The sequence below is a fragment of the Sphingobium sp. B2 genome (assembly GCF_007693735.1).
Classification (GTDB): Bacteria; Pseudomonadota; Alphaproteobacteria; order Sphingomonadales; family Sphingomonadaceae; genus Sphingobium; species Sphingobium xenophagum.
The window spans coordinates 268,383-283,843 of sequence record NZ_VDBZ01000002.1 but is presented as its reverse complement, the minus strand read 5'-3'; the positions used below and the strand labels follow the sequence as shown (position 1 = coordinate 283,843).

Sequence of the window (15,461 nt, the reverse complement as noted above, 5' to 3'; positions counted from 1 at the left end):
CTTATGCGTGAAGAAGGCCAAGGTCGGCATCAGTGGCGGGCTTTCCCCATTTGTCGCGCGGCGGCATGGGGCGGTTGGTCCAGGGCGGGTCGAGCGTGAAGCTGGAGATGCGGCGGCCTTCCGGCAGGCGCCCGTTGCCGCCACCCTGTGCATAGTCGTAATAGAGCGTCATCAACTCAGCATGGCCATGATGGCGTTGCGCAACGGGGTGCGACAGGCAGGCTTCGCGCCAGCGCAGCAATCGGGTCAGGTGCTGCGGGATCTCATAGGCTTCATAATAGTCGAGAAACCATAACCGTTTGAACATGGGCGTGAAGGCGACCTCCGCCCAGCCGAACCTGTCGAACAGATAGTCGCGGTCGGGCGCATAATGGCGCAGAAAATCGTCCAGCCGCGCATATTGCGCATCGACTTCGGCCTGATGTGCGTCGCGCTTTTCCCGATCGCGGTTCAGGATCATGCGGTATCCTGCCCCCGTAAACTGCCCGTCAGTCGCGCACAGCATCGCCTCGACGGCATGTTCATACGGGTCGCGCCGCGCCACCGCAGGATCGGGAAAGCGATCTTCGAAATAGCGCATGATGACCATGCTTTCCTTCAGCGTTTCGCCATTTTCCAGTTCCAGCGCGGGCAGCGACGTCGTGCCGCGCGTCTTGGCGAGCAGCCAGTCGGGGCGGGCCAGCGATATGTCGATCTCATGGTCGGCCATGATGTCGTGCAGCCCTTTCAGGTCGAGCAACAACTCGATCCGCTCGGAAAAGGGGCAGCCGGGGATATGATACATGCGTAGTTGGCCGCCGGGCGGTTCGTCACACCATGCCATGGCCGTCACGCCGCCGACATGGCCGGGCGCGGCGGCATTTCCGTTTGCGATTTGGCAAACATCGCCTGCGTGGCCGGGCGGGCGTTGATCCGCTCGATCCAGGCAAGCAGATGCGGCGTGGCTTGCCCGTTAACGATATCGGCATGACCAAATTGCATCCCGTTCGCGATCGCGAAATTGCAGATATCGGCCAGCGTATATTCGTCGCCCGCCAGCCAGGGGCTTTGCGCCAGGCGTTTCTCCAGCCGGTCGATCGAGACGCGAATCTTGCGCATCTCCTCGTCCAGCACCGCTTGCGGGAATCCTGCGCGGGCATTGCGCCATTTGGCCTGCTGCTCCGGTATCGGGATATGCTTCAGCTTCTCCTCAAATTCCTCATCGCTCAACTTACGCGCCATCGGGCCGATCATCCGTTCCCAGCCAATGGTGGACACGCACCAGCAGAAATATTCGTCCACCCATTTGGTCCAGACGCGCATCTCCGCGATCCCGACCGGGTCGACCGGGCGCAGTCGGGGGGCATCGGGGAATGCGTCCTCCAGATATTCGCAGATCACTGTCGATTCGGTGATGATATACCCGTCATGGTCGAGCGCGGGCACCTGACCGCGCGGATTGATGGCCTTGAACCAATCCTCATGATGCTCGAACCGCGTCGGATCGACGAAGCGGGGCGTGAACTCCAGCCCCTTTTCATAAAGCGTTAGCAGCGGTTTCATCGAATTGGCAGCCGGACCGAAGCTGTAGAGCGTCAACATGGCAGACTTCCTCACCTTGTGATGTGCAGCGTCTGTGCGCTTTCGCTGCCCGTGGTGCAGGGGCGGGCCAGCGCCCGCAAGTCGTCTGTCTATACTATCAGTGGCGCTACCCGGCGGGCTGGCGGTGGCCGCAACCTGTCACTGCCAATGATAGCGCCGCCACTCGCCTTGCCGGGACGGCCGCGCTTTGCTTGGGTGATGCACGAGCGGGCAAAGATCCCGCCGGGGAGAGAAGCGGATGCTCGAATTGCTGACGTCAGAAACACCCAATGGCTGGAAGGTCTCGATCCTGCTGGAGGAACTGGGCGTTCCCTATACGGTAACGCCGATTGCGCTCACCGACCGGGTGCAGAAGCAGGACTGGTATATCGCGCTCAACCCCAATGGTCGCATCCCGACGCTGATCGATCATGAGGCGGGCGATTTCGCGGTTTTTGAGTCGGGTGCGATCCTGTTGTATCTGGCGGAAAAATATGACCGCTTCATTCCCGCCGATGCACAGGCGCGCAGTCAGGTGATCCAGTGGGTGATGTGGCAGATGTCGGGGCTTGGCCCGATGATGGGTCAGGCAACGGTATTCAACCGCTATTTCGAAGAAAAGCTGCCGTCCGTGATCGATCGCTACACCCGCGAAAGCCAACGATTGCTGGGCGTTCTCGACGCGCGACTGGCGACCCGCGATTTTCTGGTCGGCGATTATTCCATTGCCGACATTGCCTGTTTCCCCTGGGTACGCGGCCATGATTGGGCCGGGGTGGAGATAGACGGATTTCCCCATCTTTTGCGCTGGTATGACCGGATCGCCGAACGTCCTGCGGTGCAGCGCGGACTGCTGGTGCCAGAACCGCCATCGGCGCAGGACATGGCGGAAAAGACCATTTTGCAAGGAAAGACCATCATCGCGTGACAGCATTTCTCCAGCGGACCGTCCGCATCGAATGGGGCCATTGCGACCCCGCCGGCATCGTTCACGCCCCGCGCTATTTCGACATTTTCGGCCAAAGCACCATGCTGCTGTTCGAACAGGCCGGGTTGCCCAAAAAGCGTGAGATGCTGGCGACCATGCCCTTTGCGGGCTTCCCGATGGTGGACGTGTCGGCACGCTTTTTCGTGCCGACCGCCTATGGCGACGATGTGCTGGTGGAAGCGGACGCGCCCATATTCGGCAATAGCAGCTTCACCGTCGCGCACCGCCTGTCACTCGATGGCAGGCTGTGCGTGGAATGCACCGAAAAGCGCGTGTGGACCATATCGGATACGACCCGCCCCGGCGGTTTGCGCGCGCAGCGGGTGCCAGATGCGGTGCGCGCCCTGTTCGCCCCTGACTGATCAGGCGCGCGGGGCGAGGCCGCTGATTAATATATCGACCAGCGAATCGGCGACCTGCTCGGCGCTGAGCGGCCCATCCGGATCATGCCAGCGCCCCGGCCAATTGAGCGCCCCCGCCAGGGTGAAGGCGGTCATGCGCACGTCGAGCGGCGCAATCGAACCATCGGCGATGCCATCTTCGATCAGCGCGCGCATCGACAGATCGATCGCCCGCTTGCGCGCGCGGAACAGCGCCGCCCCCTCAGCGGAAAGAAATTCGTCGCCAGTGCGCACGACGCAGCGACCAAAATCGTCCATCATCACCAGTGCATAGCGGCGCAGGACGCTGCGCAACCTGGCAAGGCCGTCGCCGGGCTGCGCGCGCGCCGTATCCGCGGCAGCGCTCAGCAATTGCAGACCGCGCGTCACGCACTCGATCAGCACCTGCTCCTTATTGCCCAGATAATGGTAGATGGTCGGCTTGCTGATCCCCAGGCTCGCGGCCACGTCGTCGAGCGAGGTGGCGTGAAAACCGCGCGCGTTGAACATGCGTACCGCGGCCCGCAGCACGGCTTCGCGCTTCTCCTCACGATCGCGTTCACGTTCCTCGCGCGATCGGAAGGGGGATGGTGCGGCGTTCGGTCGGGGCAAGCTGGTCTCCTTACCCGTTTCTCTTGACAAGAAACCGGTCGATAATCAATATACCCGTGAGTATATAAGAGACGATCGGGTTTTATGCTGACGGAAATCCAGACAGCCATCCGCGACACGGTGCGCAGCTTCGCGCAGGACGCGATCCGCCCGCATAGCGCGCGTTTTGAGGCGGAGGGCGGCTATCCGTCTGCTCTGTTCGAAGAGATGGCAGGACTGGGCCTGTGGGGCATGACCGCACCGGAATGTTTTGGCGGTGCGGAAGCGGACGCCGTATCCTACGCGCTGGCGCTGATCGAACTGGCGGCGGCGGATGGGGCATTGTCCACCATCGTGTCGATCCAGAACAGCATCCTGGTTTCCGGCCTGCTCAAGGATGGCAGCGAGACGCAGAAAGCCCGCTTCCTGCCCGATCTGATCGGCGGCCGGACAATCGGCGCCTTCGCCCTGACCGAGGCAGACGCCGGATCGGACGCTTCGGCCGTCCGCACCCGCGCTATCAAGGTGGATGGCGGTTGGCGCATCTCCGGCGCCAAGCAGTTCATCACGTCGGGCAAGATAGCAGGCGTGGTCATGCTGGTCGCGGTGACGGACCCGGACGCAGGCAAGAAGGGCCTGTCGGTATTCATCGTGCCGACCGACCGGCCCGGCTATAGCGTCGACAAGGTCGAACATAAGATGGGGCAGGGCGCGTCGGACACCTGCGCGCTGCGCTTCGACGATATGTTCGTCGAGGATGAGTTGCTAATCGGCCAGCCAGGGCAAGGTTACCGCATAGCGCTCGCGAATCTAGAGACCGGCCGCATCGGCATCGCCGCGCAATGCGTCGGCATGGCGCAGGCCGCGCTCGACATCGCGGTCGCCTATGCCAAGGATCGCAAAAGCTTTGGCAAGCCGATCATGGAACATCAGGCGGTCGGCTTCCGCCTCGCAGACCTGGCCACCCGACTGGAAGCCGCGCGGCAACTGGTGCTGAACGCTGCGCGGGTCAAGGATGCGGGCCAGCCCTGCCTGACCGAAGCCTCCATGGCCAAGCTGTTTGCATCGGAAGCGGCCGAACAGATCGTGTCGGGCGCGCTCCAGACGCTGGGTGGCTATGGCTATCTGGAAGAATATGGCGTCGCCAAAATCTATCGCGATGTGCGGGTATGCCAGATTTACGAAGGCACGTCGGACATACAGCGCATGGTCATTGCGCGCAGTCTTTGAAAGGAATGGATATGCAGGACGATCCGGTCGTCATCGCCAGCTATGCCCGCACGCCAATGGGCGGTTTTCAGGGCGTCTTGTCGCCCCTCAAGGCCACGGAACTGGGCGCAGCGGCGGTCAAGGCAGCGGTCGAGCGCGCGGGCGTGTCGGTCGACGCGGTCGATCGCATCTATATGGGCTGCGTCCTGCCTGCGGGTCTGGGGCAGGCCCCTGCGCGCCAGGCGGCGCTGGGCGCGGGCCTTGGCCTGAACACGGAGGCCACGACCGTCAACAAGATGTGCGGTTCGGGCATGCAGGCCGCGATCATGGCGCATGAGGCGCTAGCGTCGGGCGCGGTCGATGTCGTGATCGCCGGCGGGATGGAGAGCATGACCAACGCCCCCTATGCCCTGCCCAAGCATCGCGGCGGCGCGCGGATCGGCCATGACCGGATCATCGACACGATGATGATGGACGGGCTGGAAGATGCCTATGAACCCGGCAAGGCGATGGGCGTGTTCGCCGAAGAAGCGGTGCGCGACTATCAGTTCACCCGCGCCGATCAGGATGACTATGCCATCCGTTCGCTCGAGCGCGCCAATGCGGCGATCGGCAGCGGGGCGTTCGTCCGCGAAATTACGCCGGTGACAGTCAAGGGCCGGGGTGGCGACACGATCGTCGATACCGACGAACAGCCGGGCAAGGCGCGGCCGGACAAGATACCGGGCCTCAAGCCAGCCTTCGTCAAGGATGGCACGATCACCGCCGCCAATGCGTCGTCCATTTCGGACGGTGCGGCCGCGCTGGTAATGACGCGGCAGAGCGTCGCGACCAGGCAGGGGATGAAGATCGTTGCCCGCGTCGTGGCCACTGCCGCACACGCTCATGAACCATCCAAATTCACCACCGCCCCGGTCCCGGCTATGCGCAAGCTGCTGGAAAAGGCGGGCTGGTCGGTCGACGATGTCGACCTGTTCGAGGTCAACGAAGCCTTTGCCGTCGTCGCGATGATCGCCGCCAAGGAACTGGGCATCCCGGCGGATAAGCTTAACGTCAATGGCGGCGCGACGGCGCTCGGTCATCCGATTGGCGCGTCGGGCGCGCGCATCGTCGCGACGCTGATCGGCGCGCTGGAAACGCGCGGGCTGAAGCGCGGCGTTGCCAGCCTGTGCATCGGCGGCGGCGAAGCAACCGCGATGGCGATCGAACTGGCCTGATAGCAGGGGTATAGTTATGAATATCAATGGTTTGCCAGCCATCGTTACGGGCGGCGCTTCGGGCCTGGGCAAGGCGACGGCGACGATGCTGGCAGCGCAGGGGGCCAAGGTTGCGATCTTCGACCTGAATGAAGAAGCGGGCAAGGCAGTCGCCGCTGAATTGGGCGGCATCTATGTCGGGGTCAATGTCGCCGATGACGCCAGCGTCGCGGCAGGACTGGATACCGCAGAAGCAGCGCATGGCGTCGCCCGCATCCTGGTCAATTGTGCGGGGATCGCGCCTGCGGTCAAGACGGTGGGGAAAGAGAATGCGCCCCATCCGCTCGACACGTTCGCCAAGACCGTGACCGTCAACCTGATCGGCACGTTCAACGTCATTTCCAAATTTTCCGCCCGGCTCGCCGCGGCGGAGGAGATTGACGGCGAGCGCGGCGTGATCGTCAACACAGCCTCCGTCGCGGCCTATGACGGGCAGATCGGGCAGGCGGCCTATAGCGCGTCCAAGGGCGGTGTGGTCGGCATGACCCTGCCGATCGCGCGCGATCTGGCGCAGCACAAGATCCGCGTGATGACCATCGCGCCCGGCATTTTCCTGACCCCCATGCTGGAGACCTTCCCACAGCATGTGCGAGATGCGCTGGGCGCGCAGGTGCCCCATCCCAGTCGCCTTGGCAAACCGGCGGAATATGCTCAACTGGTCGAATCGATCGTCCGCAATCCAATGCTGAATGGTGAGGTTATCCGGCTGGATGGCGCCATTCGCATGACGCCGCGTTAATGGACGGGATCGCCTTTACGGTCGAGGACGGGATCGGGCGGATCACGCTCGACCGGCCAGCGGCAGGCAATGCCATCGACCTGCCACTGGCGCGCGCGCTGCTGGCGGCGGCGATCCGGTGCCAGACCGACGATATGATCCGTTGTATCGTGCTGACCGGAAATGGGCGGTTATTCTGTGCGGGTGGCGACGTGCAGTTGCTGGCCGGCGCCGGCGACAGACGATCGGACGTGCTGAGCGAGCTGATCGCCACTTTCCACGCCGCCGTTGCCCGACTGGCGCGCGCGCCCAAGCCGCTGGTCACATTGGTCAACGGCCCGGCGGCGGGCGCGGGGTTCAGCCTGGCCATGCTGGGCGATGTCGTGATCGGCGCGCGGTCGGCCCATTTCACCGCTGCTTATGGCGCGATCGGACTGACGCCGGACGGCGGCCTCAGTTGGCTGTTGCCCCGTCTGGTGGGACTGCGCAAGGCGCAGGACATCATCCTGACCAACCGCCGGATCAAGGCTGACGAGGCCGAGGCGATCGGGCTGGTGACGCGCATTGTGGACGACGAGGCGCTGGCCGTCGAGGGATTGAAGGTAGCGGCTGCGCTTGCCGACGCTCCGATGGCAGCGCTGGCCGCCAGTCGCGCGTTGCTGGCCGACAGTTTCGAGACCGGGCTGGAGACGCAACTGGACCGCGAACTGCGCAGCATGGCGAGGGCAGGGGCGGGGCCGGAAAGCGAAGAGGGGCTGAGCGCATTACTCGCAAAGCGCAACGCCAATTTCAGGGGAGTTTGATAGCATGGCAGAAGCCTATATTGTTGAAGCCGTCCGTACTGCCGGGGGCAGGGCGCGCAAGGGCGGGTTGATCGACATACATCCCGCCGATATGGGCGCGACCATTCTCAACGCGCTGATCGATCGCACCGGCGTCGATCCGGCGGCCATTGACGATGTGATCGTCGGCTGCGTCAGCCAGGCGGGCGAACAAGCCTTTGCCTTAGGCCGCAATCTCGTGCTCGCATCGAAGCTGCCCGACAGCGTCCCCGCCGTGACCATCGACCGGCAATGCGGGTCTTCGCAGCAGGCGCTGCATTTCGCCGCGCAGGCGATCATGTCCGGCACGCAGGATCTGGTGATCGCGGCGGGTGCGGAAAGCATGACGCGGGTGCCGATGGGGTCCAATTACAAGCTCCACGCCGCCGCTGGCATGGGTATCGGCCCCTGGCCAAAGAGCATCCAGAACCGTTATGGCGTTGCTGAATTCAGCCAGTTTCACGGCGCACAGGCGGTCGCCAACAAATATGGCTTCACCCGAGAGGAAATGGACGCCTATGCGCTCGCCAGCCATGCCAAGGCGGCAGCGGCGATCGACAATGGCGCGTTCAAGGCCGAAATCGTCGGGGTCGAGACTCCCGAAGGCCTTTTCGACATCGATGATGGCGTCCGGCGCGGTGGCACGATGGAGGCGATGGCCAGCGTCAAGACGCTGGAGGAAGGCGGGACGATTACCGCTGCCAATGCCAGCCAGATGACCGATGGCGCGTCGGGCGTGCTGGTCGCCAGCGAAGCGGCGATCAAGCGGTTCAACCTGAAACCCCTTGCGCGCATCGTCAATCTGACCGTGACGGCAGGCGATCCGGTCATCATGCTGGAAGAACCGATCCCGGCGACGCGGCGCGCGTTCGAGCGGTCGGGCCTCAGCCTGAACGACATAGACCTGTTCGAGGTGAACGAGGCGTTCGCGGCGATCCCGATGGCATGGCTGAAGGCGATCGGCGCGGACCCGGCCAAGCTCAACGTCAATGGCGGCGCGATTGCGCTGGGGCATCCGCTGGGCGCCAGCGGCACCAAGCTGATGAGCACGCTGATCCACGCGCTCAAGGCCCGTGGCAAGCGCTATGGCCTGCAGACGATGTGCGAAGGCGGCGGCGTCGCCAATGTGACGATCGTAGAGGCGCTGTAATGGGGATCAGGACGCGCTTTACCGATCTGTGCGGGATCGAGCATCCGATCGTTCAGGGCGGGATGATGTGGGTTGGCCGGGCAGAACTGGCCGCCGCGGTCTCCAATGCGGGCGGCCTTGGTATATTGACCGCGCTGACCCAGCCAACGCCCGACGATCTGCGCCGCGAAATCGACCGTTGCCGCACGATGACCGACAAGCCGTTCGGCGTGAACCTCACCATCCTGCCGTCGGTCAACCCGCCGCCCTATGCCGAATATCGCAAGGCGATCATCGATAGCGGCGTGAAGATCGTGGAGACCGCGGGGGACAAGCCGCAGGAGCATGTCGACCATTTCAAGGCGCATGGCGTCATCGTCGTCCATAAATGCACGGCGGTGCGTCACGCCTTGTCGGCGCAGCGGATGGGTGTGGACGCGATTTCGATCGACGGATTTGAGTGTGCCGGGCATCCGGGCGAGGATGATATTCCAGGCCTGATCCTGATCCCCGCCGCTGCCGACAAGCTGACGATTCCCATGATCGCCAGCGGTGGTTTTGGCGACGGGCGCGGGCTTGCCGCGGCGCTGGCGCTGGGCGCGGACGGCATCAATATGGGAACACGCTTCTGCGCCACCGTCGAAGCGCCGATCCATGACAATGTGAAGCAGTTTCTGGTCGATAATGACGAGCGGGGGACGAACCTCATCTTCCGCAAGTTCCACAACACAGGGCGCGTAGCCAAGAACAGCGTGTCCGATCAGGTCGTCGAGATTTCACTGCGCGAGGACGCAGTGTTTCAGGACATCCAACCCCTGGTATCCGGGGCAAAGGGGCGGATCGCGCTGGAAACGGGCGATCTGGACGCAGGGCTGATCTGGGCCGGGCAGGTCCAGGGGCTGATCCACGACATTCCGACGTGCGACGCGCTGATCAAACGGATCGTGAGTGATGCCGAAGCGATCATACGTGGCCGGTTGAACGGCATGCTGCGCACACAGTTGGTCGCGGCCTGAGCCTCATTGTTCGATCAGCAGGGCGGCATAGGGTGGCAAATCGCCCGGCGCTGCCCCGTTGACGGCCATCAGGATGCGCCCCGACCCGTCAAGATCGACCGGCCACGCTATCGCTTCGCGCGACAGATTGAACAAGCAGAGCAAAGACTGATCGGCGCACGTCCGCCGAAACGCCAGGCAGGCGTCGTCGGCCACGAGTATGTCAAGCGCGCCATAGCGCAGAGCTGGATTTGCTTTGCGCAGCGCCAGCATGGCGCGGGTGAAGTTCAGTAGCGATCCAGGGTCGGCTTCCTGCTGATCCACGGCAAGCGCCAGATGATCCTCGCCATGGGGCAGCCAGGGTTCGACGCCCGAAAAACCAGCCTGCGCGGCGTCGGCCGCCCATGGCAGGGGCGTGCGCGCGCCGTCACGCGACAGGGTCAACGGCCAGTTCGCGATGGCTTCTGGATCCTGCAATCGCTCGAACGGAATATCGACCTGCGTGATGCCCAACTCCTCCCCCTGATAGAGGATGGCATTGCCGCGCAGCGCCATCAGCAGCGTCATCTTCATCCGTGCAAAGGCCGGGCGATCTTCAGGGGCGCACCATCGCGACAGGGCGCGGGGCGCGTCATGATTTTCGAAGGCCCAGCTTGGCCAGCCCATATCCGGTTCGTCGGGCCAGCTATCGACCGTTTCCGCGACCAGCGCCGGCGTGAGAACGGGCGCGTAAAGGAAGGTAAAGCCATAGGCGCTGTTGAGGCGCTTCTCCCCGGCGGTATAGGCTTTCATCTCCTCCTCGGCGAGCGCCCCGCCCACCTCGGCCACCGTGAAGATCGCGCCATATTCGTTGCACAATGTCCGGATGCGCTCGACAAAGGGAATGATGGCGGGGTGCGACTGGCTATAGCGCTTGATTTGAAAGTCGAATGGCCGTGTGCGCGGGCTACCATCGTCCGGGGCGGGAGGATTGTCACGGAATTCGGGGTCGTGCATCGCATGATTGAGGGCGTCGAGACGAAAGCCGTCCACGCCGCGATCCAGCCAGAAACGCATGACATCCAGCAGCGCATCCTGCACTTGCGGATTGTGGACGTTGAGTTGCGGCTGGCTCGTCAGGAACTGGTGCATATAATATTGTCCGCGCCGCGCATCCCATGTCCAGGCCGGGCCACCGAACACCGACTGCCAGTTGTTGGGCGGGGTGCCGTCTGCCTTAGGATCGGCCCAGACATACCAGTCAGCCTTGTCGCCGCTGCGACTGGCACGGCTTTGCGTGAACCAGTGATGCAGGTCGGAGCTATGAGCGAAAACCTGATCGATCGTGACCTTGAGCCCCAAAGCGTGGGCGCGGGCAACCAGCGCATCGAAATCCGCGAGGGTTCCAAATATCGGATCGACATCGCAATAATCGGCAATGTCATAACCAAAATCACGCATCGGCGAAGGGAAGAAGGGGGAAATCCAGATCGCGTCCGCCCCCAGCCGGGCGATATGATCAAGCCGCTGCGTAATCCCGTTCAGATCGCCAATGCCATCATCATTGCTATCCTGAAAGCTGCGCGGATAGATCTGGTAGAGGACCGCACCCTTCCACCATGGTTGGTCAGCATTATCGGCGGAATTGGGCATTATTGTTTCGCTCCGATCAGGACGGGCGGCAAATCGGCACCGCCGCAACCACGCCAATCTACACACGGGATATGACAGGTGAAGCCCCGCTTGGCGCGAGTCGTGTATCGGGCGAATCCGCACCGGCGACCGATTCGCCTTCGTCTGCCATCCACAGTGAACGAAGGTGCGCGAAGCTTCCGCTACGGAAAGCTGTGCCGATACGGCAGATGCATATTTTGCAACCGCGAACAAGGTTTTCGCACTTGCAGCAAAGCGTGATTTGCCGGACATAGGGGGTGCCTTTCAGGCATCCTCTCCTAAACTTTTACGGGCTGGTCTTCGGATCGGCCCTTTTTTTGTGCATTTCAGCGCTCGATTGGGCATGAGCCGGGCGGCAATGCGTAATATAATCGTCATTTTCGACGACTGGAGATGGCGGAGTGATTGTCACACCGTCATGCGTTCGTCATAAGGCACCATGACATTGCCCTCCGGCCCATCTTCTCCACCGATCGATCGTATCCAGCAAAATGTGCTGGCAGCATCCGAACGCCGCCTCCTCAACTGGCTTTGCGCCCGGATGCCGTTATGGGTGACGCCAGATCTTTTGACCGTGCTCGGCATGATCGGAGCCTTCGCCATTTTCGCCGGCTATGCCGCCAGCAGCCTGGAAGTCCATTGGCTGTGGCTCGCCATTGGGGGCTATGTCCTGCAGTGGTTCGGCGATTCGATGGATGGCAGCCTGGCCCGGTTTCGTAAGATCGAGCGGCCCTCCTATGGCTATTTTATCGACCATAGTTGCGACGGGCTGGCAACCTTGCTGATTTTGGCCGGGATGGGGGCCAGCCCCTATATCCGCATGGACGTGGCGCTGGTGGCGCTGGCGGGGTATTTGCTGTTGTCGATCCATGCCTATCTGGCCGCGCGCGTGGTGGGGGAGTTCAAACTGTCCTACCTGTCCGCCGGACCGACGGAATTGCGACTGATGCTGATCGGCATGACGCTGGCGATGATGGCGCTGGGCTATACGCCGGGTTGGTTCGGCGCGATTTCAGGGTTCGACCTGTTCGTCGGCATCGTTTCCGTCGTCCTGATCCTGCTGTTCGTCATCCAGACGCTGGTCACGGCAAAGCGTCTGGCGATCAGCGACGCAAAGGATGCGGGTCGGTAAGACTGGTTTCAGCGGCGTGGCAAAGATTGTGCGCTCGCGTCATGCGCAGCGGTCGATCGCTGCTTCGCACGCAAAATCAACTCGTTCAGGCGCATTTCATCCTGAACGCCCGAAGCAAACGCCAGGCAAAGCCAGTCCAGACACCGTGCCAATAGAAGCATGGTTTCCTCTCAATTATCTTATGCCGAGCACTATAGCATAATTGCACGGCGGGAGAAGAGGCTTGTTGGTGGCCGATCCAATCAGGCGCAGACCGCATCAGCCTCTGCGACCAGCTGCGCCAGACGCGCTGCGCTGACATCATCCAGTGGCGCGAACAGCAATAGCCTTTGCCCCGGCGCTTCCTCGATCGCATAGCTGGTATGGCGGAACATGATTTCGCCGACACCGGGCATATCGGCTATGTTCGTATCTTCGAAATGCGCCATGATTTCCGATTCCTGCCAATATTGACGGAAAAATTCGGACTGTTCCATCATGTCGGCAATGATGCCTTCAAAGACGTCGGGCTGGCTGGTGCGGCTATAATCCCATTTGAAGCGGGCAATCAGGCGGCGGCACATGTCGCGAAACTTGTCGGGATCGGCCCGATAGCGCGGATTGAGCATCAGGATACGGAACAGGTTGCGCTGATCACGCGGCATCTGGCTGTAATCGCGGAAGGCGCGGGAGACCAGTCGGTTCCAGCCAATGACCGTCCAATCCTCCACGATCACAAGCGCCGGAATAGACAGCGATTCCATGAGATGCTGCGTGCCTGCATGGATCGTCTCGTCGCGGCGGGTTGCCAGTGGGGGCGGGCGGTGCTGAGCCAGGGCGAAGAGAAATTCGCGCTCATTGGGACTAAGGCGCAGAGTGCGGCTAAGTCGTTCCAGCATCGGCGCGGATAATTGCACCTCGCGACCCTGTTCGAACCATGTGTACCAAGTCACGCTCATCCCGGCGAGCGTCGCCACCTCCTCGCGCCGCAGGCCGCGCGTCCGGCGGCGTTCGCCCGCAGGCAGGCCAACGTCGGCCGGTGCCAGCTTGGCGCGGGCGGCTTTCAGGAAACGCGACAATTCTTCCCGCTGTGCCATGCCTTATCCAGTTACTCTCTATAATGGGACACTCAACGGCCTTCTTGCGTGCCGTTTCCTCTGCAAGACCCCTGTTCAAGGGTCGGCGACATGCCCGACACAAGACAGGAGAGTGCGGTTGGCTGGCAAGCTATTTCTGACCTGCGCGGTGACGGGAAGCTCACCCATGCCCGATCATCCCAATTTCCCGTTCCGGCCCGATCATGTCGCGGCCGAAGCGCTGGCCGCGGCGCAGGCTGGCGCGGCGATCATCCATTTGCATGTGCGAGACCGCGAAACCGGCGATCCATCACAGGCGCTGGACGATTATCGCGAGGTGGTAGGCCTCATTCGCGCGAAGAATGACGAGGTGATCCTGAACGTCACGACCGGTCCTGGCTGCACCTGGATGCAGAGCGATGATGATCCCGCGGTCTGTGGTCCCGGCACCCTGATGTTCACGGCGCAACGACGGTTGGAGCATATTCTGGACCTGAAACCGGACATGTGCACGCTCGACATTTGCACCATGCAGCTTTGGGGCGGCGTCGCGATCAACCTCGACCCGATGATCACGACCATGGGTCATATGATCCAGGATGCCGGCGTCTTGCCGGAAATTGAATGTTTCGAGGCTGGGGACTTCGTCTTTGCCGACGATCTGATGGCCAAGGGCGCGATTCCGAAAAACGCGCCCTTCACCTTCGTGCTGGGGACCAAATATGGTCTGCCCGCCACGACTGAAGCGATGCTCTACGCCAGGAACCAGATACCGCGCGAGACGCCGTTCACGGGCTTCGGGGTCAGCCGCCACAGCTTCCCGATGGCGGCGCAATCGGTGCTGCTGGGCGGCAATGTCAGGGTCGGCTTTGAAGACACCATCTATCTGCGGCGTGGACGTTTGGCGGCTGACAATGCCGATCTGGTGCGCTGGGGTGTGGAAATGGTCGAGCGCATGGGCGGCGATATCGCCAGCGCCGGAGAGACTCGCGCAATGCTTGGCCTGAAACAATGAGGAGAGGGAAATGACGCAGGCAATCACAGCACCGATGGCCGAAGTGCGGGGGCGGACGGCTTTCATTACCGGCGGCGCGAACGGCATCGGCCTTGGCATAGCGCGGGCGCTGGTGCGCGCCGGGGCCAATGTGGTGATCGCCGATATTAGGCAGAGTGCCTTGGCCGCAGCCAAAGCCGATCTGGCGGCAGACCAGCAGGTCGAAACCGTGGAGTTGGACGTTACGGATCGGGCTGCTTTCGCGCGGGCGGCCGATGCTGCGGAGGCGCGATTCGGGAAAATCCATATATTGGTCGGCAATGCCGGAGTCGGCGTGATGGGGCCGGTACTGGAAGCACGCTTTGACGATTGGGATTGGGGCATGGGCGTCAATCTAGGCGGAGTAATCAACGGTCTCGTCACCATCCTTCCCCGGATCATGGCGCATGGCGAGGGTGGTCAGATCGTCACGACATCGTCCCAGTCGGCCCTTCTTCCCATCAATTATTCGGCCATTTACACCGCGGCCAAGGCAGCTGTGCTGGGCATATCCGAAGCCATATGTGGGGAACTCGCGGCAGAGAATATAGGCGTATCGGCATTCATGCCGGGGCCGGTGCAGAGCAATATCGCCCATAGCGGCGAATTGCGGCCCGCGGAATATCGTGAAGATAGCGGCTATCGGGAGCGCGAGGAAGAACTGGAAAAGCGCCCCGTCTCACCGCTCTGGATGAGCGCGGACGAAGTGGGTGAGCGGGTGCTGGCGGGCATCCGCGCAAATGACCTCTATATACTGACCCACCCGGAATTTGCGCCGGGTATGCAGTCGCGCTTCGATGCGATCATGGCATCGATGCCACAGGAAACGATCAATCAGGCACGCGCCAGGGAAATTGGTTTCCTGCTGTCCAATCCTGCATTCAACGCACAACTCGCGCGGCGCACAGCGAGGGAAACTGTCGCCAATTGAACATCATGTG

16 protein-coding genes are annotated in these 15,461 nt (G+C 62.4%); 11 read left to right on the top strand and 5 right to left on the bottom strand.

Features of this window, described 5'->3' with window-relative positions:
* Position 1: 1 nt before the first annotated feature.
* Together FE851_RS17025 and FE851_RS17020 are read right to left on the bottom strand one after the other, a co-directional pair.
* Entirely contained in the window at positions 2-823 is an 822-nt protein-coding gene (locus tag FE851_RS17025) for a glutathione S-transferase family protein (protein ID WP_261371030.1), read from the bottom strand.
* 5 nt (positions 824-828) lie between these two features.
* Entirely contained in the window at positions 829-1,581 is a 753-nt protein-coding gene (locus tag FE851_RS17020) for a glutathione S-transferase family protein (protein ID WP_145205015.1), read from the bottom strand.
* Between the two features lie 238 nt (positions 1,582-1,819).
* Between FE851_RS17020 and FE851_RS17015 the strand changes: the two genes are divergently transcribed.
* Positions 1,820-2,488, top strand: a complete 669-nt coding sequence (locus FE851_RS17015) for a glutathione S-transferase family protein (RefSeq protein ID WP_145205012.1) — start codon at positions 1,820-1,822, stop codon at positions 2,486-2,488.
* On the top strand, positions 2,485-2,910 hold the full coding sequence (locus tag FE851_RS17010) for an acyl-CoA thioesterase (RefSeq protein ID WP_145205009.1): 426 nt from the start codon (positions 2,485-2,487) through the stop codon (positions 2,908-2,910). Before FE851_RS17015 ends, FE851_RS17010 begins: the two co-directional genes overlap by 4 nt.
* Here FE851_RS17010 and FE851_RS17005 read toward each other — a convergent pair whose 3' ends face one another.
* On the bottom strand, positions 2,911-3,540 hold the full coding sequence (locus FE851_RS17005; RefSeq protein ID WP_017182422.1) for a TetR/AcrR family transcriptional regulator: 630 nt from the start codon (positions 3,538-3,540) through the stop codon (positions 2,911-2,913).
* A gap of 84 nt (positions 3,541-3,624) precedes the next feature.
* On the opposite strand from FE851_RS17005, the gene FE851_RS17000 reads away from it, so the two are divergent.
* From FE851_RS17000 to FE851_RS16975, 6 genes are read left to right on the top strand one after another with little or no spacing between them, the layout of a single operon-like run.
* Positions 3,625-4,749: an acyl-CoA dehydrogenase family protein gene (locus FE851_RS17000; RefSeq protein ID WP_145205006.1), complete on the top strand. Its 1,125-nt coding sequence runs from the start codon at positions 3,625-3,627 to the stop codon at positions 4,747-4,749.
* 11 nt (positions 4,750-4,760) lie between these two features.
* On the top strand, positions 4,761-5,945 hold the full coding sequence (locus tag FE851_RS16995; protein ID WP_145205003.1) for an acetyl-CoA C-acyltransferase: 1,185 nt from the start codon (positions 4,761-4,763) through the stop codon (positions 5,943-5,945).
* Between the two features lie 16 nt (positions 5,946-5,961).
* A complete protein-coding gene (locus tag FE851_RS16990) occupies positions 5,962-6,723 on the top strand; it encodes a 3-hydroxyacyl-CoA dehydrogenase (RefSeq protein ID WP_145205000.1) in 762 nt (253 codons plus the stop codon).
* Positions 6,723-7,505: an enoyl-CoA hydratase/isomerase family protein gene (locus FE851_RS16985; protein ID WP_145204997.1), complete on the top strand. Its 783-nt coding sequence runs from the start codon at positions 6,723-6,725 to the stop codon at positions 7,503-7,505. The genes FE851_RS16990 and FE851_RS16985 overlap by 1 nt, the downstream gene beginning before the upstream one ends.
* Before the next feature lie 4 nt (positions 7,506-7,509).
* Positions 7,510-8,673 carry an acetyl-CoA C-acetyltransferase gene (locus FE851_RS16980; RefSeq protein WP_145204994.1) on the top strand — a complete coding sequence of 388 codons (1,164 nt, stop codon included), beginning with the start codon at positions 7,510-7,512 and terminating at the stop codon, positions 8,671-8,673.
* On the top strand, positions 8,673-9,668 hold the full coding sequence (locus tag FE851_RS16975; protein WP_145204991.1) for an NAD(P)H-dependent flavin oxidoreductase: 996 nt from the start codon (positions 8,673-8,675) through the stop codon (positions 9,666-9,668). Before FE851_RS16980 ends, FE851_RS16975 begins: the two co-directional genes overlap by 1 nt.
* A 3-nt stretch (positions 9,669-9,671) precedes the next feature.
* On the opposite strand, the gene FE851_RS16970 is transcribed toward FE851_RS16975, so the two are convergent.
* Positions 9,672-11,279, bottom strand: a complete 1,608-nt coding sequence (locus tag FE851_RS16970; RefSeq protein ID WP_145204988.1) for an alpha-amylase family glycosyl hydrolase — start codon at positions 11,277-11,279, stop codon at positions 9,672-9,674.
* 460 nt (positions 11,280-11,739) lie between these two features.
* Between FE851_RS16970 and FE851_RS16965 the strand changes: the two genes are divergently transcribed.
* Positions 11,740-12,432, top strand: coding sequence for a CDP-alcohol phosphatidyltransferase family protein (locus FE851_RS16965; protein ID WP_026149547.1), 693 nt, complete (start codon positions 11,740-11,742; stop codon positions 12,430-12,432).
* A 242-nt stretch (positions 12,433-12,674) separates the two neighbouring features.
* On the opposite strand, the gene FE851_RS16960 is transcribed toward FE851_RS16965, so the two are convergent.
* Positions 12,675-13,508: a helix-turn-helix transcriptional regulator gene (locus tag FE851_RS16960; protein ID WP_145204985.1), complete on the bottom strand. Its 834-nt coding sequence runs from the start codon at positions 13,506-13,508 to the stop codon at positions 12,675-12,677.
* Positions 13,509-13,626: 118 nt separating this feature from the next.
* Between FE851_RS16960 and FE851_RS16955 the strand changes: the two genes are divergently transcribed.
* Together FE851_RS16955 and FE851_RS16950 are read left to right on the top strand one after the other, a co-directional pair.
* Entirely contained in the window at positions 13,627-14,502 is an 876-nt protein-coding gene (locus FE851_RS16955) for a 3-keto-5-aminohexanoate cleavage protein (RefSeq protein ID WP_145204982.1), read from the top strand.
* A gap of 10 nt (positions 14,503-14,512) precedes the next feature.
* The gene (locus FE851_RS16950) at positions 14,513-15,451 is read left to right on the top strand and encodes an SDR family NAD(P)-dependent oxidoreductase (RefSeq protein ID WP_145204980.1); all 939 of its coding nucleotides are present in this window, start codon (positions 14,513-14,515) and stop codon (positions 15,449-15,451) included.
* The last annotated feature ends 10 nt before the right edge of the window (positions 15,452-15,461 follow it).

Excerpts from the sequence above, each read along its gene's own strand:
- FE851_RS17025 (WP_261371030.1), bottom strand. The coding sequence starts at position 823 with ATGGCATGGTGTGACGAACCGCCCGGCGGCCAACTACGCATGTATCAT.
- FE851_RS17020 (WP_145205015.1), bottom strand. The coding sequence starts at position 1,581 with ATGTTGACGCTCTACAGCTTCGGTCCGGCTGCCAATTCGATGAAACCG.
- FE851_RS17015 (WP_145205012.1), top strand. The coding sequence starts at position 1,820 with ATGCTCGAATTGCTGACGTCAGAAACACCCAATGGCTGGAAGGTCTCG.
- FE851_RS17000 (WP_145205006.1), top strand. The coding sequence starts at position 3,625 with ATGCTGACGGAAATCCAGACAGCCATCCGCGACACGGTGCGCAGCTTC.
- FE851_RS16995 (WP_145205003.1), top strand. The coding sequence starts at position 4,761 with ATGCAGGACGATCCGGTCGTCATCGCCAGCTATGCCCGCACGCCAATG.
- FE851_RS16990 (WP_145205000.1), top strand. The coding sequence starts at position 5,962 with ATGAATATCAATGGTTTGCCAGCCATCGTTACGGGCGGCGCTTCGGGC.
- FE851_RS16985 (WP_145204997.1), top strand. The coding sequence starts at position 6,723 with ATGGACGGGATCGCCTTTACGGTCGAGGACGGGATCGGGCGGATCACG.
- FE851_RS16980 (WP_145204994.1), top strand. The coding sequence starts at position 7,510 with ATGGCAGAAGCCTATATTGTTGAAGCCGTCCGTACTGCCGGGGGCAGG.
- FE851_RS16975 (WP_145204991.1), top strand. The coding sequence starts at position 8,673 with ATGGGGATCAGGACGCGCTTTACCGATCTGTGCGGGATCGAGCATCCG.
- FE851_RS16970 (WP_145204988.1), bottom strand. The coding sequence starts at position 11,279 with ATGCCCAATTCCGCCGATAATGCTGACCAACCATGGTGGAAGGGTGCG.
- FE851_RS16965 (WP_026149547.1), top strand. The coding sequence starts at position 11,740 with ATGACATTGCCCTCCGGCCCATCTTCTCCACCGATCGATCGTATCCAG.
- FE851_RS16960 (WP_145204985.1), bottom strand. The coding sequence starts at position 13,508 with ATGGCACAGCGGGAAGAATTGTCGCGTTTCCTGAAAGCCGCCCGCGCC.
- FE851_RS16950 (WP_145204980.1), top strand. The coding sequence starts at position 14,513 with ATGACGCAGGCAATCACAGCACCGATGGCCGAAGTGCGGGGGCGGACG.